Here is a 15,010-nt window from a genome sequence, read left to right as displayed (position 1 = left end):
GCAGGATGCCAAAGTCTGACTAGGCTTTGGCTAGGACCCAGCCAATTCAATCAGAGGGAAATGCCATGGGTATTATCGGAACCATCTTTATCGGCTTGATCGTCGGGCTGCTCGCACGGTTCCTCAAACCGGGCGATGACAACATGGGCTGGATCATGACCATCCTGCTCGGTATCGGCGGTTCGCTGGCAGCCACCTACGGCGGCCAGGCCCTGGGTATTTATCAGGCAGGTGAAGGTGCCGGCTTCATTGGTGCACTGGTAGGCGCTGTTGTATTGCTGGTGATCTACGGCCTGGTCAAAAAGAACTGATTCAAGCGACAAACCCCTCTCGGCCGCGCAAGCCGGGAGGGCTAGAATGCTCGGCGATTTCCTTATCCTTACCGAGCACCTTCATGCGCCGTCTTCTGCTGACATTTCTATTACTGGGTGCGGGCCTTGCCCATGCCGGCGAGCTGCCGGAAACCGACTGGCTCGAACTGATGCCCAAGTCGGACCAGAAAGCCCTCGAGGCCATGCCCGAAATCGACCACGACTCGCCCGAAGCCACTGGCACCTTTACCGAGAAGGGTGGGATGAAGCAGGCCAAAGGTTTGCCGGCGGTGATGTATTCGTCCAAAACCGTGGCGTCGATGAACGACAAGAACATCCGTATTGGCGGTTATCCGGTGCCGTTGGAAACCGATGGCAAGGGCCACAGCACGTTGTTCTTCCTCGTGCCGTATCCGGGCGCCTGCATTCATGTGCCGCCTCCACCGCCGAATCAACTGGTGCTGGTGCGATATCCGAAAGGCTTGAAGCTGAACGATATCTACACACCGCTGTGGGTGACCGGCACGTTGAAGGTCGAGAAGGTCAGTAATGATCTGGCGGATGCGGCGTATGCGCTGGATGCGGCGAAAGTGAGAGTCGTGGAAGAGTCGGATTTGTAAAAGTACTGTAGGAGCCGGCTTGCTGGCGATAGCGATCTTGAGGGCGCCATCGCCGGCAAGCCGGCTCCTACAGGTTTACAGTGGTTTGCTGCCGATACTCACGCCAAGGGTATGACTGGAACCCGGCGCCAGGTTCACCACATCACCCATCACATTCGCCGTTTCGATGCACAGCATGCGTTGCCAGCCATCGTCAGCCATGTCGCTGAACGCGGCGGCGCGGTCGATCCATGGATTCCAGATCACTGCCGATCGCGAACCGCTGCTGGTGAGTTCGATGCGACGCTCCCAATGCGGATCAACGATGTTCAATTGCGCTGGTGTGTCGAGGTAGATGCGGTCGGTCTCGCCGGTAAAATGCAGATCACCGTTTTGAGTGACGGTTTTCCAGTCGTCCAGTGTCTCGATGTAGTTCAAGCCATCGAGGCCTTCGACATGCACCTGGCGCACATCGCTGACGGCGAAGTAACTGTGCAGCGCCTGGCTGATGCTCACGGTCTCGTTGCCCTGGTTGAGGCTGGTCAGGCTGATGTGCAGTTGCTCATCCAGACGAATGCTCAGCTTCAAATCCACCTGATGCGGCCAGCCCGGCAAGCCGCCTTCGGGGTAGGGCAGGAGGAATTCGATCTTCAGGCTTTCGCCATCGGCTTCGATGCCGCCCAGCTCCCAGTCCATCGCTCGCACCAAACCGTGAGCCGTCGGCGCTTCATCGCTGACGCGCATCGCCTGGACGCTTTGCGGATTGCGCGCCAGATTGCCAAACCACGGCCAGCAAACCGGCACGCCGGCACGGATGCTCTTGCCGGTCTTGAATACGGCCTCATCATTAAGCCAGATCAGCGGCGGCTCGCCCGCCAGTTGATAACTGAGGATGTGCGCGCCTTGCTGGGCCACCAGTAATTCGGCCTGACCGTGGCGGATGCGCCAGCAGTTCAGTTCATCCAGTTTTACCGCTTCAACGTCGGGCGTGCTCATGGGGACAGCTCTCGATCAGGAACAATGACGACTACAGACCGCAAAACAAACGCCAGGTTTAGAATCGCCTTCAGCGAGCCCTTGCTGGAACCGAGCGAGTGCGGCCGCTACCATCGATGGCGACGAACACAAACACCGCTTCGGTTACTTTACGCCACTCGCTGGACAACGGATCGTCGCTCCAGACTTCAACCATCATCTTGATCGAGCTGCGACCGATTTCCAGCGCCTGGGTATAAAAGGAGAGCTGAGCACCCACCGCTACCGGTACCAGGAACGCCATGCGGTCAATCGCCACGGTGGCGACGCGCCCGCCAGCAACCTTGCTGGCCATCGCGGTGCCCGCCAAATCCATTTGCGCCACCAGCCAACCGCCGAAAATATCGCCGAAGCCGTTGGTTTCGCGAGGAAGCGCGGTGATTTGCAGGGCCAGATCGCCTTGCGGGATTGGATCTTCTTGTTCGAGCTCTATCATGCCGGGGGTGCCTCTGACCCGTGACTCTTCGTTGGTACTGCTGGTGGTAGCCGTCTTCGGGAAAAACGATTCAGCACCGAACATACTACGTTCGTCACGTTTTCCTAAGGCGCCTAAAGGGAAACTCTGCGAAATCGGCTGGTACCGTTGAGTAGGGCCAACGACGTCTTCGCACAGCAACCCCTCAAAAACCGGAGCAATGGTGTAAGTATATCGGTCGGTAGACTCCGAGACGACCGTCGGGTTCTCATTTTGACCGTCAAAAACGCACCTCTATGTGCTTTTTCGAACAATTTGCTATCGTGCCGGTCCTGCCCAAGCCTCCACCAGCGTTGTTGAGGTTGCAGATCCGACTATAAGAGAAGCCCTTGCCATGACCCCAGCGCCCTCGAGCATCGCGCAACCCGAGCAACCCGCACGTCCATTGACCGGTAATGACTACAAGACGCTGTCGTTGTCCGCCCTGGGCGGTGCGCTCGAGTTCTACGACTTCATCATTTTCGTATTTTTCGCAACGGTGGTGGGCAAGCTGTTCTTCCCGCCGGACATGCCTGAATGGCTGCGGCTGATGCAGACCTTCGGCATCTTCGCCGCCGGCTACCTGGCACGGCCGTTGGGCGGCATTGTGATGGCGCATTTTGGCGACCTGCTGGGCCGCAAGAAAATGTTCACCTTGAGCATTTTCATGATGGCCGTGCCGACCCTGATCATGGGCCTGTTGCCGACCTATGCGCAGATTGGCCTGTGGGCACCCATCCTGTTGCTGTTGATGCGGGTGATTCAGGGCGCGGCCATTGGCGGTGAAGTGCCGGGAGCGTGGGTCTTTGTTTCCGAACACGTCCCGCAGCGTCACATTGGCTACGCCTGCGGCACCCTGACCAGCGGCCTGACGGCGGGCATCTTGCTGGGTTCTCTGGTCGCCACTGCGATCAATAGCATTTATACCCCGGTGGAAGTGGCGGATTACGCCTGGCGGATTCCGTTCTTGCTGGGCGGCGTGTTCGGCCTGTTCTCGGTGTATCTGCGTCGCTGGTTGCACGAAACGCCAGTGTTTGCCGAGCTGCAACTGCGCAAGGCGCTGGCCGAAGAGGTTCCGCTGCGCGCGGTGCTGCGTGATCATCGTGGTGCCATTGCCATTTCGATGCTGCTGACCTGGCTGCTCTCTGCCGGGATCGTTGTATTGATTTTGATGACTCCGACTGTTCTGCAAACGGTCTATCACTTCTCGCCGACCACGTCCCTGCAAGCGAACAGCCTGGCGATCGTGTTCCTGAGTTTTGGTTGCGTCATTGCCGGCGCGCTGGCCGATCGCTTCGGTGCGGGACGCGTCTTGGTGTTTGGCTGTGCGGCGTTGCTGGCCAGTTCGTGGACCTTCTATCACAGCCTGGCCGACCATCCCGACTGGCTGTTCCCGATGTACGCCCTGACCGGTTTGCTGGTCGGCACGATTGGTGCGGTGCCGTACGTGATGGTCAAGGCGTTCCCTCCGGTGGTGCGCTTCAGCGGTCTGTCGTTTTCGTACAACGTCGCCTACGCGATTTTCGGTGGCCTGACGCCGATGGTTGTCAGTTTGCTGCTCAAGGAGAGTGCGATGGGGCCCGCTTATTATGTGGCGGTGCTGTGCGGGGTCGGGATTGTGGTGGGTGCGTATCTCTGGAAGAAGGGACGCTGATCTCGACTTTTTTCATTCTCTGTACTAGCCCAATCGCCAGCAGGCTGGCTCCCACATTTGGAATGCATTTCAACTGTGGGGGCCAGCCTGCTGGCGATTGGGGGCACCGTGAATCACCCTGAAAAGAACGGAATGCTGGCCTTTCATCCAATTGTCATATTTCAGCCATAGAGTGTTCACACGGCCTGCTGATACTTGGCCCCGACTTAACACACCCTATCTGCTAGGAGTAAGGCATGAAACTGAAGCGTTTGATGGCGGCAATGACTTTTGTCGCTGCTGGCGTTGCGACTGCCAACGCGGTTGCCGCTGTTGACCCTGCTATCCCGAGCTACACCAAGACCACTGGTGTGTCGGGCAACCTGTCCAGCGTTGGTTCCGACACCCTGGCCAACCTCATGACGCTCTGGGCTGAGAACTACAAAAAAGAATACCCGAACGTAAACATTCAGATTCAGGCCGCTGGCTCCGCCACTGCACCTCCTGCGTTGACTGAAGGCACCTCCAACCTGGGCCCGATGAGCCGCAAAATGAAGGACACCGAACTGGCTGCCTTCGAGCAGAAGTACGGCTACAAGCCAACCGCTATCCCGGTTGCCGTGGATGCCCTGGCGGTATTCGTACACAAGGACAACCCGATCCAGCACCTGACCATGGAACAGGTCGACGCGGTCTTCTCGTCCACTCGTCTGTGCGGCGCTAAAACCGACGTGAAAACCTGGGGTGACCTGGGTGTGACCGGCGACCTGGCCAACAAGCCGGTGCAACTGTTCGGTCGTAATTCGGTATCCGGCACTTACGGCTACTTCAAAGAAGAAGCCCTGTGCAAAGGCGACTACAAGCCAAACGTCAACGAGCAACCAGGCTCGGCTTCGGTCGTGCAGTCGATCAGCTCCTCGCTGAACGGCATCGGTTACTCGGGCATCGGCTACAAGACCGCTAGCGTGAAGACCGTGGCACTGGCCAAGAAAGGCAGCCAGGACTTCGTCGAAGACACCGAAGAAAACGCCCTGAACGGCAAGTACCCGCTGTCGCGCTTCCTGTACGTGTACGTCAACAAAGCTCCGAACAAGCCTCTGGCCCCGCTGGAAGCCGAATTCGTGAAACTGATCCTGTCCAAACAGGGTCAGGAAGTTGTCGTGAAAGACGGGTACATCCCACTGCCAGCCAAGGTTGCTGCCAAAGCGCTGGCTGACCTGGGTTTGAAGGAAGGCGGCGCTGAAGTCGCAAAAAAGTAAAACCCTGAGCCCGGGTTTACCTCGGACTCTGTAGGAGCCGGCTTGCTGGCGATGGTCATCCATCCGCAGAAAATGTATCGGATGTACCATTTTCGCCAGCAAGCCGGCTCCTACACCGCCCAAATTTCCCGATCCGCTGCTGGTTAACCCCAACGGCGGATTTGCTGCGTCACTGCACTGTCATCTTTCTGTCATACAGGATCGCTAGGGTGTGCGAATGAATGATCTGGCCAATTCCAACATGACTACTAATCCCCCCAAGCGAATTGATTTCAATACGCCTGAGCTGCAACGCAAGCGCCGCATTCGCGCGCTCAAAGATCGCCTGACTCGCTGGTACGTCCTCGTGGGCGGCCTCGCTGTTCTCGGCGCGATCACCCTGATTTTCTTCTTCCTTGCCTACGTCGTTGCGCCCCTGTTCCAGGGTGCCAGCCTGACGTCCAGGGACGCCATCACGCCAGCCTGGATGCAAGACGCCGGCAAGCCGCTGATGATCTCCCTTGAAGAGCAGAACCAGGTGGCCATGCGGGTATCCGACAAAGGCCAGGCATTGTTCTTCGATATCGACAGTGGCGCCGAACTCAAGCGCGTCGATCTGCCTGTTCCAGCCGGTACCACCGTGACCTCCATCGGTGAAGACCAGCCAGGTCAACCGCTGGTGGCCGTGGGCCTGTCCAACGGTCAGGCACTGGTGTTCCGCCACACTTACAAAGTCAGCTACCCGGACGGCAAGAAAACCATCTCGCCGGCCATCGAGTATCCGTATGGCGAAGCGCCAATCGCGCTGAACGAAGCCGGCGGTGCCCTTGAGCACGTCAGCCTCAACGCCAACGATTCGACCCTGATGCTGGTCGGCTCCACCGGTTCGCAACTCAATGTTCTGTCGCTGACCAGCGAAGAAAACATGATGACCGGCGAAATCACCAACGAACAGAAGCGCATCGACCTGCCGCAAATGACCGAGCCGGTGAAGAACATCTTCGTCGACCCGCGTCAGCAGTGGCTGTATGTGATTAACGGGCGCGCCCAGGCCGACGTATTCAGTCTGCGCGACAAGAGCCTCAACGGTCGCTACAAACTGCTGGAAAACGGCGACGCTGAAATCACTGCCAGTACTCAACTGGTGGGCGGTATCTCGCTGATCCTGGGTGACTCCAAAGGTGGCCTGGCCCAGTGGTTCATGGCCCGCGACCCGGATGGCGAACAGCGCCTGAAGCAGATCCGTACCTTCCAGATGGGCACCACGCCTATCGTTGAAATTACCGCCGAAGAGCGCCGCAAGGGCTTCATTGCACTCGACGCCTCCGGCAAGCTCGGCGTGTTCCACAGCACCGCCCACCGCACTTTGCTGGTGGAGCCGGTTGTTGAAGGCGAGGGTGTTTTCGGTCTGTCGCCACGGGCCAACCGCGTGATCGTGGAAGCTGGCGGCAAGTTGCAACCGCTGCTGCTCGACAACCCGCACCCGGAAGTGTCGTGGAGCGCGTTGTGGAGCAAGGTCTGGTACGAGAACTACGACGAGCCTAAATACGTCTGGCAATCGACCGCCGCCAACACCGACTTCGAACCCAAGCTGAGCCTGTCGCCCCTGACCTTCGGCACCCTGAAAGCTGCGTTCTACGCCATGCTTCTGGCTGCTCCGCTGGCCGTTGCCGCGGCGATCTACACTGCGTACTTCATGGCGCCGGGCATGCGCCGCAAGGTCAAGCCGGTGATCGAGCTGATGGAAGCGATGCCGACGGTGATCCTCGGTTTCTTCGCTGGTCTGTTCCTCGCACCTTATGTGGAAGGACATTTGCCAGGCATCTTCAGTCTGCTGATGTTGCTGCCGATCGGCATCCTGGTCGCCGGTTTCACCTTCAGTCGCCTGCCTGAGTCGATTCGCCTGAAAGTCCCTGACGGCTGGGAAAGCGCCTTGCTGATTCCAGTGATCCTGTTCGTGGGCTGGCTCTCGCTGTACATGAGCCCGTTCATGGAGAACTGGTTCTTCGGCGGTGACATGCGCATGTGGATCTCTCACGACCTGGGCATCACCTACGACCAGCGCAACGCACTGGTGGTGGGTCTGGCCATGGGCTTCGCGGTGATCCCGAACATCTATTCCATCGCCGAAGACGCCGTGTTCAGCGTGCCGCGTGGCTTGACCCTGGGCTCTCTGGCCCTCGGTGCGACGCCATGGCAGACCATGACGCGCGTGGTGATCCTCACCGCCAGCCCGGGCATCTTCTCGGCGCTGATGATCGGCATGGGTCGTGCGGTCGGTGAAACCATGATCGTGTTGATGGCCACCGGCAACACACCGGTCATGGAAATGAACCTGTTCGAAGGCCTGCGCACTCTGGCTGCCAACGTTGCGGTGGAAATGCCCGAATCGGAAGTCGGCGGCAGCCACTACCGCGTGCTGTTCCTCTCGGCGCTGGTGCTGCTGTTGTTCACCTTCGTCATGAACACCCTCGCAGAACTGATTCGTCAGCGTCTGCGCAAGAAATACTCGTCGCTTTAAGCAAAGGTAGAAGTCTGTGAAACAGAACTCCCTGAAAGGATGGTTCAAGAGCGGCGCCCCTGGCGTCTGGATCAGCGGTGGGGCGGTGTCCATTGCGGTCATCATGACCATTGGCCTGCTGGCAGTGATTGCCGTGCGCGGTCTGGGCCACTTCTGGCCGGCGGACCTGATCCACGCCAGCTACGACGTACCGGGCCAGGCTAATCACCTGGTCATCGGCGAAGTGGTGCAGAAAGAAGAAGTGCCACGTGCACGACTCAAGAGCGCGGGTCTTCCGGTGCCGGATCAAGGCCCTGAGTTCATGACTCGTGAGCTGATCAAGGTCGGTAACCGAGACCTGAACGGCAGCGATTTCACCTGGATCGTCGGCGAGTGGCTGACCAATCAGCAGACGCCACCTGAGCTGATGGCCATCGAGCGTCGCGAGTGGGGCAACTTCTACGGCTACCTGGTCAACGTCAAGCAGGACGGCAAGGTCATTGCTGAAGGCGAAGCCGCATGGCCGGAGTTGCAGGCCCGTGTCGAGCGCGTGAACAAGCTGGCCGCCCAGCTCAAGAGCCTGGAAAAAACCGATATCGGCGCGATCAACGCCGGTCTTGAACGCATCCGTTTGCACGGCCGCAAGCTGGAGCTGGAAGGCAAGCTCGATGCCACCGCACAAGCGGACATGGAATCGGAGCGTGCCGAACTCAATGCTCGCTATCAGGATATCGAAGCACGTCTGGCTGACCTGCATGCGCAGTTCAACCGCGACAGCCTTACCGCTCGCGACGCGAACGGTAAGGAAATCGTTATCGACATCGGCAAAGTGGTTCACGCCTATCAGCCGAACGCCATGGGGACCTTTACCAAGATCGGTTTCTACTTCAGCAAGGTCTGGGAGTTCCTGAGCGACGACCCGCGTGAAGCAAACACCGAAGGCGGGATTTTCCCGGCGATCTTCGGCACCGTGATGATGACCTTGATCATGGCGATGATCGTGACTCCGTTTGGAGTGCTGGCAGCGGTGTACTTGCGTGAATACGCCAAGCAGAACGCGTTGACCCGGGTGATCCGCATCGCAGTGAACAACCTGGCGGGTGTTCCGGCCATCGTGTACGGCGTGTTCGGCCTGGGCTTTTTCGTCTATGTGCTGGGTGGATCGCTGGACCGTCTGTTCTTCCCCGAAGCCTTGCCGGCACCGACCTTCGGTACACCGGGTTTGATGTGGGCTTCGTTGACCCTGGCGCTGCTGGCGGTGCCGGTGGTGATCGTGGCTACTGAAGAAGGTCTGGCGCGGATTCCTCGCACCGTGCGTGAAGGCTCGTTGGCCCTCGGTGCGACCAAGGCTGAAACCTTGTGGAAGATCGTGTTGCCGATGGCCAGCCCGGCGATGATGACCGGCATGATCCTCGCGGTGGCCCGTGCCGCCGGTGAGGTGGCACCGCTGATGCTGGTTGGCGTGGTGAAATTGGCGCCGTCGCTGCCGGTGGACGGTAACTACCCGTACCTGCACCTGGACCAGAAGATCATGCATCTGGGCTTCCACATTTATGACGTCGGCTTCCAGAGCCCGAACGTTGAAGCAGCCAGACCGCTGGTGTATGCCACGGCGCTGCTGTTGGTGCTGGTGATCGCCACGTTGAACCTGTCGGCGGTCTACATCCGGAACCACCTGCGCGAGAAATACAAAGCGCTGGATAGCTGATCAACCCTGTAGGAGCCGGCTTGCTGGCGAAGGCATCACCATGGTGAGCCTGCTGCACCGAGTTGCCAGCATCGCCAGCAAGCCGGCTCCTACAAAGAATTGTGTAACCCGCGGGCACGGCCCGCGGTCTACTGAACCGAATTTGTTAGCACAGGGAGCCTCCCATGCAGCACGAAACACATACCCACGGCATCAACATGTCGGCCCTGGGTCGCGACAAGCAGAGCCTGAATCTCGATCAGGAAACCGTAGCCATCGAAGTGCCGGGCCTGAGCCTGTTCTACGGCGACAAACAAGCGCTGTATGACGTCAGCATGAACATCCCGAAACAGCGCGTGACCGCCTTCATCGGCCCGTCCGGCTGCGGCAAGTCCACGCTGCTGCGGACCTTCAACCGCATGAACGACCTGGTCGATGGTTGCCGCGTAGAAGGCGCCATCAACCTGTACGGCAACAACATCTATCGCAAGGGCGAAGACGTGGCCGAGTTGCGTCGCCGCGTCGGGATGGTGTTCCAGAAGCCGAACCCGTTCCCGAAAACCATTTACGAAAACGTGGTCTACGGCCTGCGTATTCAAGGCATCAACAAGAAGCGCGTGCTCGACGAAGCTGTCGAGTGGGCATTGAAAGGCGCGGCACTGTGGGATGAAGTCAAAGACCGCCTGCATGAATCGGCACTCGGCCTGTCCGGTGGTCAACAGCAACGTCTGGTCATTGCCCGCACCATCGCCGTAGAGCCGGAAGTGCTGCTGCTCGACGAACCGTGCTCGGCACTCGACCCGATCTCCACGCTGAAAGTCGAAGAGTTGATCTACGAACTGAAATCGAAGTTCACCATCGTCATCGTGACCCACAACATGCAACAGGCCGCGCGGGTTTCCGACTACACGGCGTTCATGTACATGGGCAAGCTGGTGGAGTTCGGTGACACCGACACCCTGTTCACCAATCCGGCGAAAAAGCAGACCGAAGACTACATCACCGGTCGCTATGGCTAGCAGCAGCTTCAAGCCGCACGCTTCAAGCGGCAAGTAGAGCGGTTCGGGTACGACACACAGCAGCTTGCAGCTAGTAGCTTGCAGCTCACAGCTTTTGCGGAGCAAACAACATGATTTCTAAGGAAGGCCTGACACACCACATCTCCCAGCAGTTCAACGCCGAGCTTGAGGAGGTGCGCAGCCATCTCCTGGCAATGGGCGGGCTGGTCGAGAAGCAGGTCAACGACGCGGTGACCGCGCTGATCGAGGCCGATTCCGGTCTGGCCCAGCAGGTGCGCGAGATCGACGACCAGATCAACCAGATGGAACGCAACATCGACGAAGAATGCCTGCGCATTCTGGCCCGTCGTCAGCCGGCCGCGTCCGACTTGCGTCTGATCATCAGCATCTCCAAGTCGGTGATCGACCTGGAGCGCATCGGTGACGAAGCGACCAAGATTGCCCGTCGCGCCATTCAGTTGTGCGAAGAAGGCGAAGCACCACGCGGTTACGTCGAGGTTCGCCACATTGGCGACCAAGTGCGAAACATGGTCCGTGATGCACTGGACGCTTTTGCCCGTTTCGATGCCGACCTGGCTTTGTCGGTGGCGCAGTACGACAAGATCATCGACCGCGAATACAAGACCGCCCTGCGCGAGTTGGCAACCTACATGATGGAAGACCCGCGTTCTATTTCGCGGGTCTTGAGCATTATCTGGGTTCTGCGCTCACTGGAACGCATCGGCGACCACGCGCGCAACATTTCGGAGCTGGTGATTTACCTGGTGCGCGGTACCGACGTGCGACACCTGGGCCTCAAGCGCATGAAGGAAGAAGTTGAAGGGACCAGCGGCGAAACCGCTAATGTTCCGGGCAAATCTGACGATAAGTAAGGTTGCCCAAGTAAAGCGCCCAGCCTTTTGGCTGGGCGTTTTTGTTTGCGGCTCACGAATCCGAAAAGCAGCACCCCGCGAACGAAACGTCCGGCGTGACTGAGGGTTTTGGCAAAGTGCCATTAGCAAAGCGTTGTGCTGGCCGGGATTTTTTAAAGGGGTTTTTGGATGAGTAAGGTCAGTGTGTTGGTCGTGGACGATGCGTCGTTCATTCGTGACCTGGTGAAGAAGTGTCTGCGCAACTACTTCCCCGGCATGCGAATCGAAGACGCAGTCAACGGCAGAAAGGCGCAAGCCATGCTGGCCAAGGAAGCGTTCGACCTGGTCCTGTGCGATTGGGAGATGCCGGAAATGTCCGGCCTGGAGCTGCTGACCTGGTGCCGCGAGCAAGACAACCTGAAAACCATGCCCTTTGTGATGGTGACCAGCCGTGGCGACAAAGATAACGTCGTCCAGGCGATTCAGGCCGGGGTATCCGGTTATGTCAGTAAGCCATTCACTAACGAGCAGCTGCTGACCAAGGTCAAACAGGCGCTGCACAAGGTTGGCAAACTCGATGCTTTGATCAATATCGCTGCCACCAAGACGAGCCCCGCCTTCGCCAACGATTCCCTGAGCGCTTTGACTGGCGGCAAGCCTGCCGGGGTTGCACCCACGGCACCTGCCGCCGCGCCTGCCCGTGGCCTGCTCAACAGCCAGCCGGTCAAGGCGACAGTGGTCGCAGACGCCGGCGGAGGGCGTGGCCAGGGTCAACTGCGCTTGCCCAGTGGCATCACCCAATGCGTGATCAAGGCCTTGAGCCTCAAGGAAGCGCTGTTGGTGGTCAAACGCACCGAGTCCCTGCCGCAGGTTCTCGACAGCGCCGTACTGGATCTGGAGCAGGGCGAGAGTGCTGAAATCGCTCGCCTGAACGGCTACCTGCATGCTGTCGCAGCCCATGAGCCAAAGCCTGACAGCGACTGGTTGCAACTGACCTTCCGCTTTGTCGATCAGGATGCGCAGAAACTCGACTACATCTCCCGCCTGATTGCCCGAGGCACGGCGCAGAAGCACTTCATTCCAGGCGCTTGAGGTGTGTCGCCTGTAGGCCGCCATTGTCGGATCGCCGCGTGGAGCGAGCTCGCGACGGGGCCATCACGGCTACCGCACTTCTGCTGAACACGCGTTCTGAAACATCTGCCGACTAGCCGGGTCCATTGCAGCTGCTAGGCTGAGTTCCAGGCCTAACTCGACAGAGCCTTTGCCCATGTTCACGCGCCTGCTGTTTTTATGTGGCCTATTCATGGTCGCCACCTCGGCCGTGGCGATGACCATCTACAAATCCAAAGACGTCTATGGCGTGGTCACCTACAGTGACCGCCCCAGCAAAGGCGCCCACGTGTTCGTTTTTCGCGATCGCATGGAGGAGCACCTTGAGCGCCAGGTACGCCTGATCGTCATGAAGAAAAACGGCGTGCACAGTGTGTACGTGCGCAATGACCTGTATGCGCCGGTAGAGGTTGAATTGAGTTTCGCCGGGGTGAAGAACGCCAGCGGGGTGTCGAAGCGGACAATTCGGCGGGTGATACCGCAACGTTCCAGCGTTCGTCTGGCGCAGCTCACGGCGACCAATGCTGGAAAGCCCCTCGCGTATGTCCCGACGTTCAAATACTCCCTGGGCGACCCCTCAGGTTCCATGGTGGGCTATCGGTATCCATTGCCCTGGCGTGGCGGGCCATTCCGGATAAGCCAGGGCGCCAATGGCCCCTACAGCCACTTCGGCCCCAAGAGCCGTTATGCGATAGACATTGCGATGCCTGAGGGCACGCCGATCATTGCCGCCCGAGGCGGGGTGGTGGTGAAAACCGAGAACAGACAGCGCGCGCGCGGCAGCGATGCATCCGGCAATTTCGTGCGGGTGTTGCACGAAGACGGGACCATGGGGGTTTACCTGCACTTGAAGAAAGGCTCGGTAAAGGTTCGAGAAGGGCAACAGGTGGCGGTGGGCAGTGCCTTGGCGCTGTCGGGAAACACCGGCAACAGCACCGGGCCGCATTTGCACTTCGTGGTGCAGCGCAATACCGGGCTGGGGCTGGTATCGATTCCGTACCAGTTCAACCAGCCGGTGAGCGCGCTGCCCAACTTTGCGTTGGGCAGTAGGAGCCGGCTTGCTGGCGATGAACGATAACGCGGTATCACATGACACCGCGGCGCACCCATCGCCAGCAAGCCGGCTCCTACAGGTTCGCGATAGACGTCAATCCAGCATCAACACCTTGGCCAGCACAATCTTCGGCCCTTTCATTTTCTTGATGATGATGCGCAGACCTTCGACTTCCAGCACTTCTTCCTCTTCCGGCACCCGCTTGAGGCTCTCATAGACCAGCCCGGCAAGCGTTTCTGCTTCCACGTGGTCGAGGTCGATGCCCAACAGGCGCTCAACCTTGAACAGCGGCGTATCGCCCCGGACCAGCAGCTTGCCTGGTTGATACGCAAGAATGCCGCGTTCGGCCTTGCGGTGCTCGTCCTGGATGTCGCCGACCAGCACTTCAAGCACATCTTCCATGGTCAGGTAGCCGATGATGTTGCCGTCGGCCTCTTCGACCACGGCGAAGTGCGAACCGCCCTTGCGGAATTGCTCTAGCAACTGTGACAGCGGCATGTGCCGCGACACGCGCTCCAGCGGGCGGGTCAGTTCGGCGAGGTTGAACGACTCCGGGATGTGGTCCAGGGCCGCTAACTCAAGCAGCAGGTCCTTGATGTGCAGCAGGCCGACAAACTCCTGGCGCTCGCTGTCGTACACCGGATAACGGCTGAACTTGTGGCGACGGAACATCGCCAGGATTTCCTTGAGCGGTGCGTTGAATTCCAGGGTCACCAGGTCTTCGCGGGAGTTGGCCCAGTCGACCACTTCCAGTTCGCCCATTTCCACTGCCGAAGCCAGCACACGCATGCCTTGGTCGCTGGGGTCCTGGCCACGGCTGGAGTGCAGGATCAGTTTCAGTTCTTCACGGCTGTAGTGATGCTCGTGATGCGGGCCGGGTTCACCCTGGCCGGCGATGCGCAAAATGGTGTTGGCGCTGGCATTGAGCAGGTAAATCGCCGGGTACATGGCCCAGTAAAACAGGTACAGCGGCACGGCGGTCCACAGCGACAGCAATTCGGGTTTGCGGATGGCCCAGGATTTCGGAGCCAGTTCGCCGACAACGATGTGCAGGTACGAAATGATGAAGAACGCGGTGAAGAACGACACGCCCTTGACGATCTCGGCCGACTCGACGCCGACGGCGCTCAGCAACGGCTCAAGAATGTGCGCGAAGGCCGGCTCACCGACCCAGCCAAGACCCAGGGACGCCAGGGTAATACCCAGCTGACAGGCCGACAGGTAGGCATCGAGCTGGTTGTGCACGGTGCGCAGGATGTGCCCGCGCCAGCCGTTCTGTTCAGCGATGGCTTCGACCCGGGTCGAGCGCAGTTTGACCATGGCAAATTCCGCCGCAACGAAGAATCCGTTGAGCAAAACCAGGATCAAAGCAAAAAGAATCATGCCGAAGTCGGCGAAAATTGTAGCGAGGGTAAAGCCAGGGGAAGGGTCCATGATGGAGTTTTGCGGGTTCCGTGTAATTCGAAAGGAAAGGAAAAGTCGTGCCTGAAAGGCAGGCACAAGTCAGCCAATGTAGCGG

13 protein-coding genes are annotated in these 15,010 nt (G+C 59.1%); 10 read left to right on the top strand and 3 right to left on the bottom strand.

The features are described 5' to 3' along the window. Positions 1-65 precede the first annotated feature (65 nt). Together AD668_RS26685 and AD668_RS26680 are read left to right on the top strand one after the other, a co-directional pair. Positions 66-311, top strand: coding sequence for a GlsB/YeaQ/YmgE family stress response membrane protein (locus tag AD668_RS26685; RefSeq protein ID WP_053163936.1), 246 nt, complete (start codon positions 66-68; stop codon positions 309-311). Positions 312-394: 83 nt separating this feature from the next. Next, positions 395-931, top strand: coding sequence for a DUF3299 domain-containing protein (locus AD668_RS26680; RefSeq protein ID WP_053163935.1), 537 nt, complete (start codon positions 395-397; stop codon positions 929-931). Positions 932-1,006: 75 nt separating this feature from the next. Here the strand turns inward: AD668_RS26680 and AD668_RS26675 are convergent, their stop codons facing one another. Both AD668_RS26675 and AD668_RS26670 read right to left on the bottom strand, forming a co-directional pair. Next, a complete protein-coding gene (locus AD668_RS26675) occupies positions 1,007-1,906 on the bottom strand; it encodes a D-hexose-6-phosphate mutarotase (RefSeq protein ID WP_053163933.1) in 900 nt (299 codons plus the stop codon). Between the two features lie 70 nt (positions 1,907-1,976). After that, positions 1,977-2,381: an acyl-CoA thioesterase gene (locus AD668_RS26670; protein ID WP_053164119.1), complete on the bottom strand. Its 405-nt coding sequence runs from the start codon at positions 2,379-2,381 to the stop codon at positions 1,977-1,979. A 373-nt stretch (positions 2,382-2,754) separates the two neighbouring features. On the opposite strand from AD668_RS26670, the gene AD668_RS26665 reads away from it, so the two are divergent. From AD668_RS26665 to AD668_RS26630, 8 genes are all read left to right on the top strand, one after another. Next, the gene (locus AD668_RS26665; RefSeq protein ID WP_053163931.1) at positions 2,755-4,053 is read left to right on the top strand and encodes an MFS transporter; all 1,299 of its coding nucleotides are present in this window, start codon (positions 2,755-2,757) and stop codon (positions 4,051-4,053) included. 236 nt (positions 4,054-4,289) lie between these two features. Next, a complete protein-coding gene (locus tag AD668_RS26660; protein ID WP_053163929.1) occupies positions 4,290-5,291 on the top strand; it encodes a phosphate ABC transporter substrate-binding protein PstS family protein in 1,002 nt (333 codons plus the stop codon). A gap of 466 nt (positions 5,292-5,757) precedes the next feature. Beyond that, positions 5,758-7,791: an ABC transporter permease subunit gene (locus AD668_RS26655; RefSeq protein ID WP_172681869.1), complete on the top strand. Its 2,034-nt coding sequence runs from the start codon at positions 5,758-5,760 to the stop codon at positions 7,789-7,791. A gap of 16 nt (positions 7,792-7,807) precedes the next feature. Then, entirely contained in the window at positions 7,808-9,478 is a 1,671-nt protein-coding gene (pstA, locus tag AD668_RS26650) for a phosphate ABC transporter permease PstA (RefSeq protein WP_053163925.1), read from the top strand. A gap of 164 nt (positions 9,479-9,642) precedes the next feature. Further along, the gene (gene pstB / locus AD668_RS26645; RefSeq protein ID WP_053163923.1) at positions 9,643-10,476 is read left to right on the top strand and encodes a phosphate ABC transporter ATP-binding protein PstB; all 834 of its coding nucleotides are present in this window, start codon (positions 9,643-9,645) and stop codon (positions 10,474-10,476) included. 110 nt (positions 10,477-10,586) lie between these two features. After that, on the top strand, positions 10,587-11,348 hold the full coding sequence (phoU, locus tag AD668_RS26640; protein WP_053163921.1) for a phosphate signaling complex protein PhoU: 762 nt from the start codon (positions 10,587-10,589) through the stop codon (positions 11,346-11,348). A 168-nt stretch (positions 11,349-11,516) separates the two neighbouring features. Then, positions 11,517-12,419: a response regulator gene (locus AD668_RS26635; RefSeq protein WP_053163919.1), complete on the top strand. Its 903-nt coding sequence runs from the start codon at positions 11,517-11,519 to the stop codon at positions 12,417-12,419. Between the two features lie 175 nt (positions 12,420-12,594). Continuing rightward, a complete protein-coding gene (locus tag AD668_RS26630) occupies positions 12,595-13,515 on the top strand; it encodes a peptidoglycan DD-metalloendopeptidase family protein (RefSeq protein ID WP_053163917.1) in 921 nt (306 codons plus the stop codon). A 69-nt stretch (positions 13,516-13,584) separates the two neighbouring features. Here AD668_RS26630 and AD668_RS26625 read toward each other — a convergent pair whose 3' ends face one another. Next, the gene (locus AD668_RS26625; protein ID WP_053163915.1) at positions 13,585-14,925 is read right to left on the bottom strand and encodes a hemolysin family protein; all 1,341 of its coding nucleotides are present in this window, start codon (positions 14,923-14,925) and stop codon (positions 13,585-13,587) included. Between the last annotated feature and the right edge of the window lie 85 nt (positions 14,926-15,010).

The sequence above is a fragment of the Pseudomonas sp. P1.8 genome (assembly GCF_001269805.1).
Classification (GTDB): Bacteria; Pseudomonadota; Gammaproteobacteria; order Pseudomonadales; family Pseudomonadaceae; genus Aquipseudomonas.
Note: the sequence above shows the minus strand (reverse complement) of the source record. Positions and strands in the feature narration are given on the sequence as shown.

Coding starts and splice junctions, on each gene's coding strand:
- AD668_RS26685 (WP_053163936.1), top strand. CDS start 66: ATGGGTATTATCGGAACCATCTTTATCGGCTTGATCGTCGGGCTGCTC.
- AD668_RS26680 (WP_053163935.1), top strand. CDS start 395: ATGCGCCGTCTTCTGCTGACATTTCTATTACTGGGTGCGGGCCTTGCC.
- AD668_RS26675 (WP_053163933.1), bottom strand. CDS start 1,906: ATGAGCACGCCCGACGTTGAAGCGGTAAAACTGGATGAACTGAACTGC.
- AD668_RS26670 (WP_053164119.1), bottom strand. CDS start 2,381: ATGATAGAGCTCGAACAAGAAGATCCAATCCCGCAAGGCGATCTGGCC.
- AD668_RS26665 (WP_053163931.1), top strand. CDS start 2,755: ATGACCCCAGCGCCCTCGAGCATCGCGCAACCCGAGCAACCCGCACGT.
- AD668_RS26660 (WP_053163929.1), top strand. CDS start 4,290: ATGAAACTGAAGCGTTTGATGGCGGCAATGACTTTTGTCGCTGCTGGC.
- AD668_RS26655 (WP_172681869.1), top strand. CDS start 5,758: ATGCAAGACGCCGGCAAGCCGCTGATGATCTCCCTTGAAGAGCAGAAC.
- pstB (WP_053163923.1), top strand. CDS start 9,643: ATGCAGCACGAAACACATACCCACGGCATCAACATGTCGGCCCTGGGT.
- phoU (WP_053163921.1), top strand. CDS start 10,587: ATGATTTCTAAGGAAGGCCTGACACACCACATCTCCCAGCAGTTCAAC.
- AD668_RS26635 (WP_053163919.1), top strand. CDS start 11,517: ATGAGTAAGGTCAGTGTGTTGGTCGTGGACGATGCGTCGTTCATTCGT.
- AD668_RS26630 (WP_053163917.1), top strand. CDS start 12,595: ATGTTCACGCGCCTGCTGTTTTTATGTGGCCTATTCATGGTCGCCACC.
- AD668_RS26625 (WP_053163915.1), bottom strand. CDS start 14,925: ATGGACCCTTCCCCTGGCTTTACCCTCGCTACAATTTTCGCCGACTTC.